Below are 18,667 nucleotides of genomic sequence, written 5' to 3'. Positions count from 1 at the left end.
TTCTAAATCATTACCTCATAAAAAAGCAATGCCGTAACTCATTCAGTTACAGCATTGCTTTGTAAATCCCCGGAAACCGCTGCGAGTGACGGCTCTTTTATTCGCTGCTCCGGCCGCGTCAGTCGAAAAGCTCGTTCAGGACGGCCGCCAGCCGGTAACCGGCATTGCGGATCTGGTGTTCGACCAGCGGCAGGGCCTTGTTCAGGAAGTCCTGTCCCAGCCGCTCGTCGGGCTTGGCCCACTCGAACTGCACTTCGCAGGTCACGGCGCTGTCGTGCAGCCAGTCGCGCGGCGTACCGGCCTGCACGGCGGCCTTCTCCCGTTTCGATGCGCGGTCCAGCTCGTCGGCCCACTCGGTGACGGACCAGATACGGGTCGTGGTGATGATCTCGTTGTCCCAGACGTGGTGGACGTAATACTTGTGGGGCTTGTGGTACTTGTCTTCGAACAGCACGTCGTACTTCGTGTTGTGGGTCGTGTATTTGATATGCGCAGGGCAGTGCATGTCGCCGACCAGATGGATGACGTATTTCAGATTGACCGCTACGGCCGAGTCGGTCAGGCTGCGGTAATCCCTGAGGTTGCGGATCGCCAGCTCAAGCCCGTAAACGGCGTTGCCCTTTCCCGGCTTGAGCAGTTCGTCGCCGTAGCGCAGGTCCGCACCCACGGGCGCCGTGTGCCAGTCGTTGGTGAAGGCGTATTCGGGCGTCTGGCGGTATTCGTCCATCCATTTGGCGTAGTAGACGACGGAGTGCCCGCCGAGATACTTCTCGATCCGTTTCTTGGCCCGTTTGGTGAGGTTGCGTTCGGCGATCTTGGCGATCGTTTCGTGGCCTTCGCGGCCCCACGCCCGCGCAGGTTCGGAAGCGGAGAGGGAGAGAGCTGCCGCAAAGAGCAGCAAAAGCAGTTTTTTCATGGTCTCGATGGTTTTGGTGAGTCTGTTTTTTCGAAGAAGAGGTATCCCGGTCACCGGAATACCTCTTCTTTGTGTCGCGGAGCAAAGGGGCGTCAGAAGCTCAGTCCGTCTTCGTAGCCCGGATTCTGGCTCAGTGCGCCGCCCGTGGCCACGCGCTGGTCGGTCGGAATCGGCCACAGATAGTCGCGGCCCTCCTCCCATTTGTAGGTGCGGCCCCGGAAGCAGACGATATAGCCGCTCGTGCCGTCGGTCAGCTGGGCGTCCTTGCCTTCGCCGATTTCGAGCATCGCGTCGCAGGTCGTGGCGGGCTTGGTGCCGCTCCAGAGGCAGAGGTCCATCTTGCCGTCGCCGTTCATGTCGTATTCGCCCAGCGAGGGGAAGTAGCAGCCGAGGAAGCCATCGAGTCCGTTCGACGAGGGAACCAGCTGGGCGCCCTCCTTCCAGCGGAGCATATCCCACTGGCGCAGGCCTTCGCAGGGAAGTTCGACGGTGCGTTCGCGGCGGATTTCGAGGATCACGCCTTTGTTCGCTCCGGAATTGACGTTGGGGTAGTAGCTGGCCATCAGGGGATCGGGATTGTTGTTGGCGGCCGCCATGTCGAGGACCGGCATGCCCACGCGGTCGCGGACGACGTCCACGGTCAGGGCGATGTCTTCCGGGGTCAGCGTGCCCAGCTCGGCCTTGGCCTCGGCGTAGGTGAGCAGGATTTCCGGATAGCGGAATACCGGCCAGTCGGTGGTCGAGGTGGTGGCGCCGTTATGCGTGTCGTCGCTCACGAACTTGATGAAGCGGTAACCCGTCATGTCGTAGCTCTTGCAGTCCTCGATCACCTCGTCGATGCCGTTCAGGTCCACGTATCCCGGAGCCATGAGCGTCTGCGCCATGCGCGGGTCGCGGTTCTGGAACTGCTGGTTGTAGGTCATGGTCTCGTATCCGGGCTGGTCCTGAATCTTCGAGCCGTCGGCCATCAGGTAGTGGTTCACCAGCCGCTGCGTGGCGCTGTGGCGCATGTTGCGGAACGTGAATTGGATGCCGTGGCGTACGAGGATGTCGGCGTTGAAGCGCATCGAGAGGATCGTCTCCTTGGCGTCGCCGTCTTCGAGGATGAAATATTCGCGGTAGGGGGCGTCGAGTTTGAGCGTATTGCCTTTGTAGAGCGAATATTTGTTCTGCTCCATGACGGCCCATGCGGCGTCGGCGGCCAGTTGGAGGAAATAGTCGGCCGAGATGGTCACCCCGTCGATCGTCTCGTCGGCGATGCCGTGGTATTTGCGGAAGGTGCCTTCGTAGAGCGCGGCGCGGGCCTTCATGGCGCGGGCGGCGTTTTTGCTCAGGCGGTAGAGCGCGTCGCTCGGCCAGTTGTCGGGCAGGTCCGTGATGGCGCGGTCGAGGTCCTCCATGACCTTCTTCATCACGAATCCGCGGCTGTCGCGCGGCCGTTTGAGCGAAGCCCAGTCGTTCGACGGAATCACGAAGTCGTAATAGGGGATGTCGCCGTATTTGCGCACCTTTTCGAAGTAGAACAGCGCGCGGAAGAAATAGGCCACGCCGTCGTAGCGCTGGCGGATCGTCTCGTCGGGGCAGTTGCCCGAACGTTCGAGGTAGTAGTTGATGTAACGCAGGTAGGCCCATGCGCTTGTGCCCCAGTTTTCGGTGGCCGGGGAGCGCGTGCCCTGCTGTACGGAGCTGAGGTTCTTGGCGATCTGGATGTCGGAGACCTGAATGGCATCGGTGTCGGGACCTGCGAAGAGACTGTAGAAGCGGTTGGTCCAAAGCTCCAGCTCCGCTTCGCTCGAAAAGAACGTATTGGGCGAAAGGTTCGTTTCCGGCTCCTTGGTCAGGAAGTCGTCGCAGCCCGACAGCGCCAGACTCATCGAAACGAATATCAATATTTTGCTGATAGTTTTCATGGTTGATCGAAATAATGCTTTCCGGTTAGTTTAGAAGGTGATGTCCACGCCTACGGAGAAGGTCCGCGAATAGGGATACAGACAGTCGTTGGTGGCGCTGGTCGTGGCTACTTCGGGATCGACCGTCTTGCTGTAGCGCTTCAGGGGCGACCAGTAGGCGAGGTTCTCGCCCGATACGTATACGCGGACCTTTTCGAGGATGCGCTTGTTGATCGGGATGGTGTAACCCAGCGTGATGTTCTTCAGGCGGATGTACGAGGCGTCCTGCAGGTAGCGGTCGGTTTTGACGTTCATCGAACCTGCGCTCGAAGTCTGGTAGCTGCGCCGGCGGGGGAAGTAGGTGTTGCGGTTGTCCTCGCTCCACGCCAGCCGCTCGAAGTCCTTGGCGATGAACGTGGTGGTCGGGAAGCTGTAGGGTCCCCAGAAGTAGTAGCAGTTGGCGCTGGGCATCCAGTCGATCTTGCCGACGCCTTGGAAGAAGACCGCGAAGTCGAAGCCGTTCCAGTTCAAGTCGCCGCGGATCGAGTAGGTGTAACGCGGCAGGCTGTTGCCGATGACGCGCATGTCGCCCGGATTCTTGACCGTACCGTCGCCGTTGTTGATGATGTTGTTGCCGTCGAGGTCGCGGAAACGGACGTCGCCCGCCATGAGGTGCGCCGCCGAAGCGTCGGAGCTGGTGTAGACGCGGTTGTTGACCGCCTTGTCGTTGATCTGCGCCTGATAGCGTGCCGCCTCCTCGTCGGTCTTGAACAGTCCGTCGGTGCGGTAGCCCCAGAGTTCGCCGAGCGTCTCGCCCACGTAATGGTCGGTGAGCAGCATGTCGTCGTTCTTATACTTGGTGATCTTGGACTTGTAGTCGCCCAGCGATGCCGAAATGCCGTAGGAGAAGGGTTTGCCGGCCACCATGTGGCGGTCGCGCCAGCTGACGGTGATTTCGTAGCCCTTGGTGCGCAGGTCGGCGCAGTTCTCCTTGGGCGAGGGCGCTCCGAAGACGTCGGGCAGCGTGAGCGACGTGGTGAGCATGTCCTTCGTGTCGCGGATGTAGAGGTCGGCCGTGACGTTGAGGCGGTTTTTGAGGAAGCCCAGATCGAAACCGAGGTTGTAGGTTACGACCGTCTCCCACGTAAGTCCGTCGCTGATGGGGTTCGACGCCGAGGCGTAATTGGCCTTTTCCGTGCCGTTGAAGGTGTAGCCCAGCTGGCCGGTCGAGATCGTTTCGATGTAGTAGTAGTTCGACACCTGCTGGTTGCCGAGCGAGCCGTACGAGAAGCGCACCTTGGCGTTGTCCCACCAGTTGCGCATCGGCTCCCAGAATTTCTCCTCCGAGATGCGCCATCCGGCCGATGCCGAGGGGAAGAAGCCCCAGCGGTCGTTGGCGGCGAAGCGCGACGAACCGTCGTAGCGTGCCGACACTTCGAAAAGGTACTTGCCGGCGTAGTCGTAGTTCGCACGGGCGAAATAACCCAGCGTCCGGTAGGCCGTATTCGACTCGACGCAGCGTTCGATCTCGCCCTGCGCCATGTTGATGAAGCTCAGCTTCTCGCTCAGCGACCCTTTCTGGCGGACGCTCAGTTTCGACGAGCGGAAGTCCTCGAAGTTGCCGCCGGCTACGGCCGAGAAGTTGTGTTTGCCCCACGAGTGGCCGTAATCGAGGTAGGCGTTGACCACATGGCCGTTATAGTAGTAGCGGTCCTCCTGATAGAAGTCGTAGATCGAACCGTTGGTGAAATCGACCACGGCGGTCTGCGTCGCGTTCCATGTGTTGGCCGTCGGATAGGAGCGGTAGGCTCCGAGGTTGTCGCGGCGGCGGTAGGTGTAGTCGGCGTTGAGTTTCAGATCCTTGTTGCGCGTGAGGTCGAACGTCACCCGGTTGGTGATGATGTAGTAGTTGTTCTTGCGCGAGTTCTTGTTGCGTCCGTCGGCGAATACGCCGCCGCGTCCGCTGGCGATCGGCGAGTTGGCGAACTGGATGCCGTTGGAATAAACGAACGTGGTGCCGTCGGGGTTGACCGGAACGAACGTCGGGCTGATGTTGTTGGCCACGTTGAAGAGGATGCCGTTGGAGTTGAGCTCTTCGGAACCGTCCTGCTCCCAGTAACCGCCGTATTTGTAGTCGGTCACCTCCATGCTGATGTTGTTCGAGTAGTGCATCCACGGCGTTACTTCGGCGGCGATCTTCGTGCGGAACGAGTAGCCGTTGTAGATATCCTCGGCGCCATGGTTGAACAGGCCTTCACGGTAGAGGTAGCGGCCGCTGACGTAGTAGTTGATCTTGTCGTTGCCGCCCGTGAGCGAAATGTTGTGCTCGGTTTCGGGACGGCTGCGCTTGAACATGTAGTCGTACCAGTCGAAGTTGCCCAGATAGCGGTATTTGCCGTTGCTGTCGGTGATGACCCACGGGCGGTCGGGATGCTCGGTCTTGTCGTTGCGGCGGTCGTAGAGCATCTGCATCTCCTCGTCCGTGTAGTTCCAGCCCACATAGCCTTTCGATGGGTAGCAGAATTCGTTGGTGAGTTTCACGTAGTCGTATCCCGACGTGATGAAGTCGGTCGAGGTGGTGTTCCACGACACGCCGTAGCGGCCGTTGTAATTGACTTTCAGCGTGCCGGCCTTACCGCTCTTGGTGGTGATGAGCACCACGCCGGCCGAAGCCTTGGCGCCGTAGATCGAGCAGGCCGAAGCGTCCTTGAGCACCGATACCGATTCGATGTCGTTGGGGTTGACCTGCGCCAGCGACGCTTCGATGCCGTCGACGAGCACCAGCGGGCTGCCACTGTTGAGCGATACTGCGCCGCGGATCTTGACGTCGTAGTTCTTGCCTTCGATCGAGCCGCTGCCGAGCGTCAGCAGCAGCGACGGATCGGCGCCCTGCAGGGCTGCGGCCGTATTGGTCACGGGACGGTTGTTGAGGTCCTTGCCGCTGATGGTGCCCACGGCGCCCGTGACGTTCACGCGCTTCTGCTGGCCGTAGCCGACCACGACCACCTCGTCGATGGCCGCCGAGCTTTCCACGAGGGTAATGTCGATGGCGGCGTAGGAGTTGACTTCGACCGTCCGGGGCTGGTAGCCGATGAACGAGATGACGAGCTTCGCCGGAAGCTTGACGTTCTCCAGCGAGAAGTCGCCGTTGCTCATCGTGGTGGTGCCGTTGTTGGTGCCGTCCACGATGATCGTGGCACCCGGAACGGGCAGCCCCAGATTGTCTTTCACCACGCCTTTGAGCTGGTTCTTATCCGCGGCGAGGCTCTTCGGAGCTGCCTTGGTTACGGAGATGCTTTTGCCCGTAATCGTGTAGGTGATGTCCTGATCGGCGAAGATCTGGGCCAGAACCTCGTCGATCGACGCGTTCTGCGCCGAGATGCTGACGCGGCGCTGCATGTCGACGCCGGCCGATTTGATGGCCACGGAGTAGTTCTCCCGCTGATTGAGGGCTTCGATGGCCTCCTTGACCGTTACATTCGTGAGTTTGAGGTCGATCGCCTGCGCCAGAGCCGGGCTGGGAAGCGCCAGCAGGCAGAGTGCGAACAAACCCACGATCGCACGCGCATGGAAAAGTGCGGTTCGATTGTAAAGTTTTTTCATAGGTTGAAGTTTTAATGTTGTAGTTTTTTGTTGCTGTTTCGCGGTTATTTCTTTCGGGATATGTAGATCACGTCGTTGCGTTCGCGGATGGACATCGATTTGTCGGTGTTGAGCGTGCCGAGGATCTTGAGCAGCGACTCGTTGTTGGTGAAGAAGGCGTAGAAGCGCACGCCGGCCAGTTCGGGATCGGTGATGATGATTTTCTGGTCGAAGCAGCGGGCCAGCTGTGCGGTGATGCCGTCGAGCGACTCGTTGAAGAAGTAGAAGCCGCCGCCCGTGGCGCGCGATTTATAGTTTTCGCTCTGGAAAGAGGTCATTTCCAGCGCTCCCGTCAGGCGGTCGTACTGCGCGACGTCGTTGCGGACCATGACGACCTCGTCGTCGCATTTGTCGCTGTTCACGTCGAAACGCACGCTGCCCTCGACCAGCGCCACTTCGACCAGCTGGTCGCTGTTGTAGGCCCGCATGTTGAATTTGGTGCCGAGGACTTCGACCTCGACGTCGCCGGCCGAGATGACGAAGGGATGCCGCTTGTCGTGCATGACTTCGGCGTAGACCTCGCCGTCCACGAAGATTTTGCGCTGGCGGCCGTTGAAGTGGGTCGGATAGGTTACGCGGGTGCCCGAATTGAGCCACAGGAGCGTTCCGTCGGCAAGGCGCAGCTCGCTGCGCTGGCCCGCCGGCACGAGCACCTCCTCCCATTCGGGAGTGTGCGCGGTCTTGGTGTAGAGGAGCGAGACGGCGATCAGCAGCGGGACGATCAGCACGGCGGCGATCCGCTGCGTCCACCGGACGACGGTCGTCAGACGGCGCGGTGCGGTGCGCGCCGGAACGGAATGGCCGATGCGGCGGCAGAACTCTTCGAACGCAGCCTGCGCCAGCGCGGGGTTTTCGCTCCGCACCTCGTCGAGCAGGGCGCCGAGCAGCCGGTCGGCTTCGGACGAATTGCCGTTGTCGGCGAACCATTGCTGGAGACGGACCTCCTCGCCGTCGTTGCAGCGGCCGTAGAAGTAGTCCCGGACTTTATCTAATGTCGGTTTGTTCATCTCTTCATGCGTTTTATCGGCAGCCCGATGCTGCCGGTTACTACATAAAGAACAAACGAAAGCCCCGCACTACGTAACGGGGCCGGAAGATTTATCGGGGAAATTTCAGGGCAGGATGTCCAGAAAGACGATGATGGCCGGAATGATGTTGAGGTATTTGCGCAGCTCCTTCAGCGCCAGCTCAAGATGCTTGTCCACGGTGCGTACCGACAGATTCAGCTGTTCGGCGATCTCCCGGCTCGGCATGTGCTCGAAACGCGACATGCGGAAAATCTGCTGCCGCTGCGGGGGCATCTTTCCGACGATGGTCTCGACCTGCTCGGCGGTCTCCGCCAGATCGAGCTTCTCCTCGATTTCGTTTCTCGGAGGCTGAATTCCCCCCCCCCTTGCTTTCGGCCTGCGCGATAGCCTCCTTAAGTGTGGTGAACGTGCGGCTCTTGGTGCGGAAGTAGTTGTATATCTCGTGTTTGGCCAGTACGAAAAGGTAGTTGCGGATGGATTTGGCCGCATCCAGCCTTTCGCGGTTCAGCCATACTTTCATGAAGATATTCTGCGTGATGTCCTCCGCCACGACGGTCTCCTTGGTCATGCCCTTGATGAAGGCGAAGAACGTCGGGTAGTATTTGTGGAACAGCACCTCGTAACCCGCGATGTCGCCGCGGATGAGCTGCCTGAGCAGCTCCTCTTCATGCGGATCACCACTGACGAAGGATTTATAGACGGATTCTTTCATTGTCGGGACTACGTTCCGGAAACAGCATGTCTTTTCCTGCAACACTCGGATCTGCTCTGAAGAAAGAGGGTGGGTGCGGAAGATGCTATGACGAAGATAAGCATAATCTTTCGAAAAACAAGCGGCAATCCGGGGAATTAACACCCCGGTCGCCGAATTTTAACGGCGCTGCAACAATTCCCCGAAGATACCTATTTTTATATATAAAAGGGCCGCGGGAGCGCGCAGTGCGGGGCGGTTTATCGGGCGGTCTCTTGGTCGAAGACCGCATCGAAGGCTGCGCGCAGGCGGGCTTCGTCGCGGATCAGCGCCCGCAGCTCCTCCTGTTTGCGGGCGTTGTCCGATTCGGGAATCCAGAGCCGGAGGTAACCGCTTTCGGCGTACTTTTTCCGCAGGTGTGCAAGACAGCGTTCGAAGTGTCCCTCGCGGTCGAGTGCGGGGCAGTGGGACAGACCGTACTGCACCGTACGGCGGAGCACTGTCGCGGGGTCGATGCAGCGGTCGGCCTCGGCGACGATGCGTCCGTAGATCGTGCGGGGAGCATGGTCGGACGAGGCCCGGTGGTCCTCGACGGCGTCGCGCATGACGGCCAGCTGCTCTGCGGTGAACCAGCGCCGCAGCTCCGTGTCGGCGAGCAGGATTTCGCCCGAATGGATGTGGTGCAGCTCCCGACCGCGGGCCAGCCCCGTGTCGTGATAGGCGGCGACGGCGTAGATCATGTCCGCATCGACGTCGTAATGCCGCGCCAGATCGAGACTCTGGGCGATGACCGTGCGGACGTGGTCCGTGCCGTGCGCCGCGTCGAAGGATTCGTAACGGGGGATGATCTCCGTTTCGATATGGTTTTTCAGCTCTTCGGATGGTTGCATGGTGCAAAAATAAGCATTTGGCGGGAAGTGGGGCATTGGAAAGATATTAAAAATTTTTAGTTTTGTTCGGGCTTTTCATTATCTTTGCAGCGGTAAAGTTAGGGAAAATGAAGTCGGAAGCGGAATTGAAGGCTGTCACGCAGTTCGTTGCGGAGTATGCCACCCGGCTGATGGGGTCCGGAGTGCATACCTCGCGTGTGGTGCGCAATACGAAACGTCTGGGCGAGGCGCTCGGCGTGCGCGTCATGGTGTCGGCCTTTCAGAAGGTGGTGACCTTCTCGGTTTACGACGACGAGAGCGGACGGGTTTACAGCGAGGTGGCGGACATTCCGCCGCTGCCGATCAGCTTCGAGCTGAACTCGGAGCTAAGCGCCCTGAGCTGGGACGCCTGCGACCTTCGCCTGCCCCTTGCCGAGATTCGGCGCCGCTACGACGAGATCGTCGCCCGGCCGCGTCTGGACCCGATTTTCACACTGATTCTCGTCGGACTGGCCAACGCATCCTTCTGCCGGCTTTTCGGCGGGGAGTGGTGTGCGGTAGGCATCGTCTTTACCGCCACGCTGCTCGGATTCTACCTCAAGCAGCGGATGCAGGCCAAGGGATTCAATCACTATGTCATCTTTATCGCGTCGGCCTTCGCGGCTTCGATGTACGCTTCGGTGGCGATGATTTTCGATACGACTTCGGAGATCGCCATTGCCACGAGCGTGCTTTACCTGATTCCGGGGGTGCCGCTTATCAACGGCGTGATCGACATCGTCGAGGGGCATGTGTTGAACGGTATCGCCCGCCTGACGTCGGCGCTGATGCTGATCGTCTGCATCGCCGTCGGATTGTCATGTACCCTGATGATCGTTAAAAACGGATTGCTATGACGCTGCTCGCCATTCTTTCGGACGGATTTTTCGCCGCGGTGGCGGCCGTCGGATTCGGAGCCGTGTCCGATCCTCCGATGCGGGCCTTTCCGGCGATCGCCCTGCTGGCCGCCGTGGGGCATGCCCTGCGTTTCTGCCTGATGGACACAGGCGTGGATATCGCTTCGGCGTCGCTGTGCGCTTCGGTGGCGATCGGTATCGGAAGCCTGCTGCTGGGAGGCCGCATCCACTGCCCGATGACGGTGCTGTTCATCCCCGCGCTGCTGCCGATGATCCCCGGCATGTATGCCTACAAGACGGTCTTTTCGATGATTATGTTCATGCAGAATCTCGACGATCCCTCCGCCGCGGGGTATCTGGCGGCCATCGTCCGCAACGGATTCGTTACCTTCAGCGTGATTTTCATGCTGGCCGCGGGAGCCGCCGCGCCGATTTTCCTCTTCAACAAACGCGCACATTCGCTGACACGCAATAAAAAACAGATTCGCAGCTGATTATGGAACTCTTTTGGCAAACTATCGCAGACTACAATACGATGACTTGGCCCGTGCAGGCGCTCATCGTGCTGGCGGCCGTCGTCCTGACGGCGCGTCTCTATCTGCGCCCGACGCACCGGGTGAAAACCGCAATGAAATGTTTTCTGGCGTTTCTCAATGCGTGGATCGCCGTCGCCTATTACCTCGTGTCGTGCGATGCGCGGGCTTACAGCGGAGTCATGGCGTTTTTCTGGGGCGTCATGGCCGCCGTGTGGATTTATGACGCGGTCGTCGGTTACACGACGTTCGAACGGACGTACAGACACGACAAATTCGCTTTTGCGCTCTACCTGATGCCGTTCCTCTATCCGCTGATATCCCATCTGCGGGGACTGGATTTCCCGATGACCACTTCGCCCGTCATGCCCTGCACGGCGGCGATCTTCACCATCGGACTGATGCTCTCGTTCTCGAAGCGGATCAATCTGTTCGTCGTGCTGTTTCTGTGTCATTGGTCGCTGATCGGCTTTTCGAAGGTTTACTTTTTCGGCATTCCCGAAGACCTGCTTTTGGCGAGCGCGCTGGTGCCGGCGCTCTATCTCTTTTTCAAGGAGTATATCGACGTCAATTTCCGCCGCAAAGCCAAACCCGATCTGCGGGTGATGAATATGCTGCTTCTGGCGATGTGTTCGGGACTCGGCGTCTTTTTCGCCGCGACCATCTGGCAGCAGCTCGCCGGAATGGCCGGATAATGCCGGCCGCCCGAAGGTCTTCACCGGACCGGGGATAAAAAAATCCCTCCTTTGGTAAGGAGGGATTTGGGGAAGAGTGTCGGAATGGCCGGTAGGAGCTGTCCCGCCGACATCCGGTTATTTCGCGTACGAAACGGCGCGGGTTTCGCGGATGACGGTGATCTTCACCTGACCGGGATAGGTCATTTCGTCCTGAATCTTCTTGGCGATATCGTGCGAGAGTCCTTCCGATTCCTGATCCGAAAGTTTGTCGGCTCCGACGATCACGCGCAGTTCGCGGCCGGCCTGAATGGCATAGGTCTTGACGACGCCGGGGTATGACAGGGCGATGTCCTCCATCTCTTTCAGACGCTTGATGTAGCTCTCGACCACCTCGCGGCGTGCGCCGGGGCGTGCGCCCGAAATGGCGTCGCAGACCTGAATGATCGGTGCGATCAGCGAAGTCATCTCCACCTCGTCGTGGTGGGCGCCGATGGCGTTGCAGACTTCGGGTTTCTCCTTGTATTTCTCGGCGAGTTTCATGCCGATGATTGCGTGCGGCAGTTCCGGTTCGTCGTCGGGCACCTTGCCGATGTCGTGCAGCAGGCCTGCGCGGCGGGCGATCTTGGGATTCAGACCCAGCTCCGCGGCCATGATGCCTGCGAGGTTCGCCGTTTCGCGGGCGTGCTGCAGCAGGTTCTGGCCGTAGGACGAGCGGTATTTCATTTTGCCGATCATGCGGATCAGTTCGGGATGCAGGCCATGGATGCCCAAGTCGATCGTGGTGCGTTTGCCGACCTCGACGATCTCCTCCTCGATCTGTTTCTGGACTTTGGCCACCACCTCTTCGATACGGGCAGGGTGGATGCGACCGTCGGTCACCAGCTGATGGAGCGCCAGACGTGCGATTTCGCGGCGCACGGGGTCGAAACCGCTCAGGATAATGGCTTCGGGCGTGTCGTCCACGATGATTTCGATGCCGGTTGCGGCTTCCAGCGCACGGATGTTGCGGCCTTCGCGGCCGATGATGCGGCCCTTGACCTCGTCGCTTTCGATGTTGAATACCGTCACGGCGTTTTCGATCGCCGTCTCGGTCGCCACGCGCTGGATCGACGCTACGATGATGCGCTTGGCCTCTTTGGTGGCGGTCATCTTCGCCTCTTCGATGGTCTCGTTTATGTAGCCGGCGGCTTCGGTCTTGGCCTCGGCCTTCATGTTCTCGATCAGGATGTTCTTGGCCTCCTCCGAGCTTAGGCCCGAAATCTGCTCCAGACGGACGTTCTGCTCGCGCATCATCTGATCGACCTCCTCTTTCTTGTGTTCGAGGATTTGCAGCTGGTTCTGCATCTGCTCCTTCAGCCGGTCGTTTTCGCGGAGTTTGTTCTCCAGATCGCGCTGTTGGTTCTGCAGGTTGTTCTCGATCTGCTTGGCCCGCTGTTCGCTCTGCGCGATTTTCTGGTTGCGTTCGTTGACCTGCCGGTCGTATTCGCTCTTAAGCTGTATGAACTTCTCTTTTGCCTGCAGGATCCGCTCCTTCTTGATCATCTCGCCTTCGGCCTCGGCCTCCTTCAGGGCGGCTTCGCGGCGCTTGCGGATCGAGTTCTTGGTCACGAGGTTCGTAACGGCCATGTAGATCCCGATCGCCGCAATGGCTGAGATGCAGGCAACTAAAATAGTGGTATACATGATTTTGTTGCTGTTTTGAGTTGTTATTATAAAGGGTTTGTTGTTGCATAAAAAAACCGCATAGGATTCCTTAGTCTTGTTTGACGAATCTGCAAGATAAGTCACGTGTGGGGGCTCCGACAATCGCAATCGTCCAACGGTACGCCGCAGCATACACCCCGAAGGGTCAAGGCCTGATTTTGAAGCGCCGTGAGTTGCCCCAATTTAAAAAGTGTTCAGTTTCGCAAAGCTGTAAGGAATCTATGCGGGTAGATTTTTTCCTTCGTATGTTAAAGAACGCTGTTCCGGTTTCAGGGCGCCGTTACGCGCTCCTGCATGTTGTCTATCCTTTCAGGGCGTTGAGGTAGGCGTCTATCTCTTCCCCTAAGTGTCCCAGCCGTTTCAGGTCTTCGTCGCTCAGTTCGCGGCTTTGCCGCATATCGACGTTCGCAATGGCGAATTTCAGCGCCGCCATAGACAGATAGTCCTGATCCGTCCAGTTCTTGAAGTTGTTTTGCTTTATCGCGGCGAGGTAACTGTTCACCTCCCGTTCGGCCAGACGGTACATCTCCTCTTTTTCGCTGTCGATATTGAGCGAATAGCTTTTGCCTGCCAGTTTGAGTGTTATCGCCTGTTGTGCCATTGTTCTCGTTTCGTTTTTCTTGCTGCCTCCTGTGCGTCCTGCGGCCTTCCGGAGCCTCTGCCGTAACGGTGGGGTCCCCTCCCGCTGCGGCTTTGCTATTCGGGCCTTCCGAGCAGCGCGATGCACTTGTCCACCTCCCGCATAAGACGGTTGACGCGGGCCCGCGCTTTGTCCCGGTTACGGCTTCCGCCCGCCAGCCCTTCTGTCAGTTGCATGCGTGACAATTCTCCGTCGAGTTCGCGGATCCGCTCCTGCAGGGTGCGGTTTTCGGCTTTCAGGCTGTCGCGCTGCGCCGTCAGTTCCGCACATTGATCCGACAACCGTTTGTGGTCGTCCATGAGCTGCCGGATGCGGTTCTCGATATTTGTTATCACACTTTTTTCGGCCATCGGGTCACGGGTAAAGTCCGTTTTACATCTCAAAGGTATGAAAAGGAACGCTAAAAAGCAAATTTTATTTCCCGGCGGCCCGGCCGTAGAGGTCGTAGTCGGCGGCGGAATCGATGCGAACGTCGTAGAAACGACCGCGCAGAAGCCGCTTTTCCGATGCCGGAATCAGGATCTCCTGATCCACTTCGGGCGAGTCGTACTGCGTGCGTCCCACGTAGTAATCGCCCTGCCGCGAGTCGATCAGCACCCGCTCGGTCCGGCCGACGCGGCGCAGGTTGTTTTCGAGCGATATTTCGTTCTGAAGCGCCATGATCCGTTCGACGCGCTGCTGTTTGACCTCCTCCGGAACGTTGTCCTGCAATTTTTGCGCCGAATAGGTGCCTTCCTCCTCCGAATAGGCGAAGACCCCCAGCCGCTCGAAGCGTACGTCGCGCACGAACTGTTCCAGCTCGGCGAAATCAGCCTGCGTCTCGCCGGGATAGCCGACCAAGAGCGTGGTGCGCAACGCCAGATCGGGGATGGCTCCGCGCAGGCGGCCGATCAGCGCATAGGCGTCGGCTTTGGTGTGGCGCCGCTGCATGGCCGAAAGCTGGGCGTCGGAGATGTGCTGGAACGGAATGTCGAGGTACTTGCAGATTTTGGGTTCCGAGGCCATGACTTCGATCACCTCGTCGGGGAATGCCGTGGGATAGGCGTAGTGCAGGCGTATCCACTCGATGCCTCCGATGCGGCAGAGCCGGCGAAGCAGTTCGGCCAGCATCCGCCGGCCGTAGAGGTCGAGTCCGTAGTAGGTCGTATCCTGCGCGATCACGATCAGCTCCTTCACGCCGCCGGCCGCGAGTTTGCGGGCCTCCTCTTCGAGCCTCTCCATCGGGACGGAGACATGTCCTCCGCGGATGAGCGGAATGGCGCAGTAGCCGCATTTCCAGTTGCAGCCCTCGGAGATTTTCAGGTAGGCGTAATGCTTCGGCGTGGTCAGGTGCCGCTCGGTCTCCAGCGCCGGGTCTTCGGCCGCGCCCAGCGCCCGGACGATGCCGTCCCACGTGCGGGCGCCGAAGAATTCGTCCACTTCGGGCAGTTCGGCCCGCAGCTCGTCGGCATAGCGTTCCGAGAGACAGCCGACGACGAACAGCCGTTCGATCTTTCCGGCGTTTTTGGCCGCGGCCGCCCGCAGGATCATGTCGATCGACTCCTGCTTGGCGTCGCCGATGAAACCGCAGGTGTTGATCACGACGACCTTGGCGTCGGTGCGGTCGCTGTCGAAGAGCACCTCGTAACCCGCCGCGGCGAGCCGGGCCATCAGGTGCTCGCTGTCCACGGTGTTTTTCGAACAGCCCAGCGTTATGACGTTGATTTTTTTCATGCGTTTCGTGTTTCCTCCGCAAAGGTATGGATTATTCCCGGATTTATCGCAAAAAGAGCGGCGCACTTTCGGTGCGCCGCTGCTGCAGGGAGTCGGTGGGATACTACCACATCACATGGATGCCGTATGCTTCGATGCCGTTGCCGAGCGAGGTCGAAGCGACGTCGACATAGCCCCAGAAGCGCGAGTCGGCCAGCATGAAGATCGTATAGGCCGGGCCTTTCACGATTTCGCGGACCTGAATCGCCTCGTTCGTATTCGCGGCTGCGGACTGCAGCGCGCCGAGCAGGTCGTTTTTCACGGTGCCGATCATCAGCAGGTTCTGCTTCTTGTAGTGGAGTCCGCTCAGCACGCCGTTCTTGCCGCCGAAAGCGTTGATCTGGTCGGCATTTTCGAAACGCGCCGTGTTGAAGCTGATGGCGAATGATACGTTGGTCGTTCCCGTGACGTTGCCGTCCTCGTCCTTGTCGGTGCGGGTGCCGTTGAGCGTCGGTGCGAAACCTGTGACGTAGCATCCCGAACCGGAGGGAGTGCCCTTGACCTCGGTCGTGGGACCGTTGAAATAGAGCATGCTGCCCTGATAGGAGCTCTTGTTGGCGATACGGTTGAATGCGAACGCCGTCCAACGCTTGGTGTTGAGGGCCGTCTGCATTGTTTTGGGCTGGTTGGCGCCGTCGGCGCGGTCCAGCACCGTCAGCCACGACTTGCCGTGGCCTTCGAGCGTATTGACCATGTAGTTGTCGATGGCGGCGTAATCCGCATCGCTGCCGGCCAGTGCTCCGTCGGTCAGACGCGATACGAACTGGATTTCGGCTTTGAACTTGTCCGAAGGGGGAGCGATCGTCTCTCCCGACTTGTACTCGTCCAGACCGTTGTCGCAGCCCGTGAAGACCGGGGCGGCAAGGGCGAGCGCCAGAAAAATGGATAAATATCTCTTCGTGTTTTTCATCTCTGTACTTTTTTAGCTGTTTGATACGCGCTTAATTCTTCAGTACGGCCGTGCCTGCGATGGGGTAGTGGTCCGAAATGACATTGAGCCGGTCGCCCTTGACGACTTTGTAGTCGCTGCAGCTCCATTTGCCCTGCGGGAAGCTGATGAAGTAGTCCAACTTGCTGTAACCGCCGAACGTGCCGTCGTTGTTGCAGAGCCGGGTGCCCGTCTTCTCATACTCGCGGATTGCGCTGGAGCTGGGACCGCAGTTCATATCGCCCATGATCAGCACGGGGATGTTTTCGGCAACGGCCGGAGCGATCGCGTGTTCGATGACCTCTTTGGCCTGACCCAAGCAGGTCTCGTCGCCGCCGAAAGCGTCGAGGTGGGTGCAGACGATGCGCACCTTCACCCCTTCGGGTTTGGAGTCGGTCGGAACCAGAATGTCTGCCCAGCCCGCCGAACGCTGGTCGGCGCCGGTGTACATGCCCAGCAGTACCGAAGCCGAATTGACGATCGGGTATTTCGACAGAATGCCGTTGCCGTAGGCGCCGTTGTCCTTGTTGTAGGAGAAGACGAAGAACGGGAACATGCCGAGCGACTGTGCGCATTCGGTCAGCTTCTCGACCGAACTCATGCGTCCGGTCGCGGTTTCGAACTCGTTGAAGCAGACGATGTCGGGGTTTTCAGCCTTGATCTTTTCCATGGCCTCGGCGATTTCGAAATAGACTGCATTGGAGTTGTCGTCGTATTCGAACGACTTGATGTTCCACTCCATGCACTTCAGCTTGACGTCCTGTGCCTGTGCCGACGCGGCCGGGAGCATCATGCAGAGCAGTGCGCCTGCTCCGAGGATATATTTGTTGATTTTCATAATCGTTTCTGTTCTTAAATATGGTTTAATAACCCTTGTTCTGCTTCAGGTAGACCGTGCCGGTGAATGCCCGCTGCGGAATGGGGAACACCTTGTTGTAAGTCGGATTGAAGGTGCGGCCCGGATAAACTTCCACCTCTTCGGCAACGATCTGGCCGTTGACCTTCTTCGAAATGACGCTGTACAGCGGCTTGGCGTAGGTCGTCGTGGCGATGCCCCAGCGGACTACGTCGATATGGCGGCTGGGCTGGAACTCGAAGGCCAGCTCGCAGCGGCGCTCGTTCATCAGCTGGGCCTTGGTGGCCTGACTGTTCTGCGGCAGACCTGCACGGTCGCGGATCTGGTTGAGCAGCTGCTTGGCCTCGGCGTCGCCCTCGCCTTTGGTCCAGATCAGGGCTTCGGCCTTCATCAGCATCACGTCGGCATAGCGCAGCAGGCAGCAGTTGAGCGAGTTCCAGAGTTTGTCGCGCAGCGCGGACACCTCTTTGCCCTTGCAGTCGGCGCCTTCCCACGGGGAGATGAACTTGCGGCAGATCAGACCTGCCGATACGTGGCCGGTCGTGTAGTCCGAGACGCTTCCGTCGGTGTTGTAACCGCCGAAGGTGATGTCACGGCCTACGAATTTGACGTGCTGGCCCGGATAGAGGATCGTTACGTCGCGGCGCTGGTCGCCCTCTTCGAACGCATCCCACAAATTCTTGCTCGGCGTGAAATACCCCCACGTGTTGTAGAGGCCCCAGCCTGCGTTGACGAAAGTTACGCCGTGGTAGCGGGCACCGTTGGTATAGTCGCCTTCCAGCGAGAAGATGTACTCCTTGGAGTGGTTCTGCTCCTTGCGCCAGAGGTTGGCGTACGAGTTGAGCTTGTTAGACGGATCGATGTAGAGTTCGCGTTTGTCCGAACCGGTAAGCGCCATGATCTTGTTGCACATCTCCAGTACGATGTCGTAGTATTTCGCGTCGTACTGCGCTGCATAGAGGGCTGCGCGGGCTGCGTATCCCCAAGCTGCGGCCTTGTGCGGAAGTCCGATCTGCGAGGCGTCGAGCTGCGAAAGGTAGGGAAGCATCTCGCCTGCCGTGCGCATGTCGGAGATGATCTGGTCGTAGTTCTGCAGTACGTGCGCCGGACGCGGGGAGTCGATTTCGGCGGCGGGAGTCGTGTCGAGGATGATCGGAATGCCGCCGTTGGTGTCGTCGCCGTAGTAGGGGACCATCCAGAGCATCGAGAAACCGCGGAAGAAATAGGCGGTGCCTACGGCTTGGCTTTTGTATCCCTGATCCAGTTTCATGTCGGGGACCATCTTGATGATGTTGTTGGCCTTGGCGACATTCTGGTACATCACCTCCCAAACACGCGAGACGTCGTTGTCGTTGGACGGCGACATGCGGAATTCGCGGATTTCATCGACCGACGGACGGGCGCGGCCGATCAGTATGTTGTCGCTGGCGCATTCGAGCCACATATGGCCGCGGCCGCAGATCTCCTCGCTCCAATAGGGCGAGACGAAGTGGTAAAGGGCGTAGATAGCTTGGTCTACATCCTCTTTGGTCTTCCAAGTAGCGTCTTTGCCGTAAGGCTCCCTGTCGAGGAAATCGGAACAACCCGAAAGGCAGAAAGCGCTTATGGCCAGACAGAGGCTGAATATGGTTTTTTTCATGGTCGTA

15 protein-coding genes and 2 pseudogenes are annotated in these 18,667 nt (G+C 59.1%); 3 read left to right on the top strand and 14 right to left on the bottom strand.

What is annotated here, in order from left to right:
* Window positions 1-118: 118 nt before the first annotated feature.
* From ACESTR_RS09245 to ACESTR_RS09215, 7 genes and pseudogenes are all read right to left on the bottom strand, one after another.
* Window positions 119-916: a S1/P1 nuclease gene (locus ACESTR_RS09245; protein ID WP_022043879.1), complete on the bottom strand. Its 798-nt coding sequence runs from the start codon at window positions 914-916 to the stop codon at window positions 119-121.
* 92 nt (window positions 917-1,008) lie between these two features.
* Window positions 1,009-2,826, bottom strand: coding sequence for a RagB/SusD family nutrient uptake outer membrane protein (locus tag ACESTR_RS09240; protein WP_373179147.1), 1,818 nt, complete (start codon window positions 2,824-2,826; stop codon window positions 1,009-1,011).
* 30 nt (window positions 2,827-2,856) lie between these two features.
* Window positions 2,857-6,408, bottom strand: a complete 3,552-nt coding sequence (locus ACESTR_RS09235; protein ID WP_009596383.1) for a TonB-dependent receptor — start codon at window positions 6,406-6,408, stop codon at window positions 2,857-2,859.
* A gap of 44 nt (window positions 6,409-6,452) precedes the next feature.
* Window positions 6,453-7,454: a FecR family protein gene (locus ACESTR_RS09230; protein ID WP_373179145.1), complete on the bottom strand. Its 1,002-nt coding sequence runs from the start codon at window positions 7,452-7,454 to the stop codon at window positions 6,453-6,455.
* Window positions 7,455-7,664: 210 nt separating this feature from the next.
* A pseudogene (locus ACESTR_RS09225) lies at window positions 7,665-7,964 on the bottom strand (sigma factor-like helix-turn-helix DNA-binding protein); the annotation flags it as partial.
* Window positions 7,942-8,043, bottom strand: a pseudogene (locus ACESTR_RS09220) (RNA polymerase sigma-70 factor); the annotation flags it as partial. The pseudogenes ACESTR_RS09220 and ACESTR_RS09225, both read right to left, overlap by 23 nt.
* Before the next feature lie 383 nt (window positions 8,044-8,426).
* Window positions 8,427-9,056 (bottom strand): HD domain-containing protein, encoded by a 630-nt coding sequence (locus ACESTR_RS09215; protein ID WP_237958892.1) that lies wholly within the window; start codon window positions 9,054-9,056, stop codon window positions 8,427-8,429.
* A gap of 107 nt (window positions 9,057-9,163) precedes the next feature.
* Here ACESTR_RS09215 and ACESTR_RS09210 point away from each other — a divergent pair, with 107 nt between their 5' ends.
* The 3 genes from ACESTR_RS09210 to ACESTR_RS09200 are packed head-to-tail and all read left to right on the top strand — an operon-like array spanning window position 9,164 to window position 11,159.
* Entirely contained in the window at window positions 9,164-9,931 is a 768-nt protein-coding gene (locus tag ACESTR_RS09210) for a threonine/serine exporter ThrE family protein (RefSeq protein ID WP_237958891.1), read from the top strand.
* Complete coding sequence (locus ACESTR_RS09205) at window positions 9,928-10,425, top strand: threonine/serine exporter family protein (RefSeq protein ID WP_147620881.1); 498 nt, start codon at window positions 9,928-9,930, stop codon at window positions 10,423-10,425. The genes ACESTR_RS09210 and ACESTR_RS09205 overlap by 4 nt, the downstream gene beginning before the upstream one ends.
* A 2-nt stretch (window positions 10,426-10,427) precedes the next feature.
* A complete protein-coding gene (locus ACESTR_RS09200) occupies window positions 10,428-11,159 on the top strand; it encodes a DUF6064 family protein (protein ID WP_337491201.1) in 732 nt (243 codons plus the stop codon).
* Between the two features lie 117 nt (window positions 11,160-11,276).
* Here ACESTR_RS09200 and rny read toward each other — a convergent pair whose 3' ends face one another.
* The 7 genes from rny to ACESTR_RS09165 form a co-directional block, all read right to left on the bottom strand.
* Window positions 11,277-12,824, bottom strand: a complete 1,548-nt coding sequence (rny, locus tag ACESTR_RS09195) for a ribonuclease Y (protein WP_217729393.1) — start codon at window positions 12,822-12,824, stop codon at window positions 11,277-11,279.
* A 322-nt stretch (window positions 12,825-13,146) separates the two neighbouring features.
* Window positions 13,147-13,446 carry a cell division protein ZapA gene (locus ACESTR_RS09190; protein WP_022043872.1) on the bottom strand — a complete coding sequence of 100 codons (300 nt, stop codon included), beginning with the start codon at window positions 13,444-13,446 and terminating at the stop codon, window positions 13,147-13,149.
* Between the two features lie 95 nt (window positions 13,447-13,541).
* Window positions 13,542-13,835 (bottom strand): hypothetical protein, encoded by a 294-nt coding sequence (locus ACESTR_RS09185; RefSeq protein WP_022043871.1) that lies wholly within the window; start codon window positions 13,833-13,835, stop codon window positions 13,542-13,544.
* A 64-nt stretch (window positions 13,836-13,899) separates the two neighbouring features.
* Window positions 13,900-15,198 carry a 30S ribosomal protein S12 methylthiotransferase RimO gene (gene rimO, locus ACESTR_RS09180; RefSeq protein WP_244076842.1) on the bottom strand — a complete coding sequence of 433 codons (1,299 nt, stop codon included), beginning with the start codon at window positions 15,196-15,198 and terminating at the stop codon, window positions 13,900-13,902.
* A gap of 103 nt (window positions 15,199-15,301) precedes the next feature.
* On the bottom strand, window positions 15,302-16,147 hold the full coding sequence (locus ACESTR_RS09175) for a hypothetical protein (RefSeq protein WP_373179141.1): 846 nt from the start codon (window positions 16,145-16,147) through the stop codon (window positions 15,302-15,304).
* Between the two features lie 31 nt (window positions 16,148-16,178).
* The gene (locus tag ACESTR_RS09170) at window positions 16,179-17,003 is read right to left on the bottom strand and encodes an endonuclease/exonuclease/phosphatase family protein (RefSeq protein ID WP_009596465.1); all 825 of its coding nucleotides are present in this window, start codon (window positions 17,001-17,003) and stop codon (window positions 16,179-16,181) included.
* 25 nt (window positions 17,004-17,028) lie between these two features.
* Window positions 17,029-18,660 (bottom strand): RagB/SusD family nutrient uptake outer membrane protein, encoded by a 1,632-nt coding sequence (locus tag ACESTR_RS09165; RefSeq protein WP_130062496.1) that lies wholly within the window; start codon window positions 18,658-18,660, stop codon window positions 17,029-17,031.
* Window positions 18,661-18,667 lie beyond the last annotated feature (7 nt).

Origin of the sequence: Alistipes sp. DJF_B185, assembly GCF_964250025.1 — a bacterium.
Taxonomy (GTDB): Bacteria; Bacteroidota; Bacteroidia; order Bacteroidales; family Rikenellaceae; genus Alistipes; species Alistipes finegoldii.
Note: the sequence above shows the minus strand (reverse complement) of the source record. Positions and strands in the feature narration are given on the sequence as shown.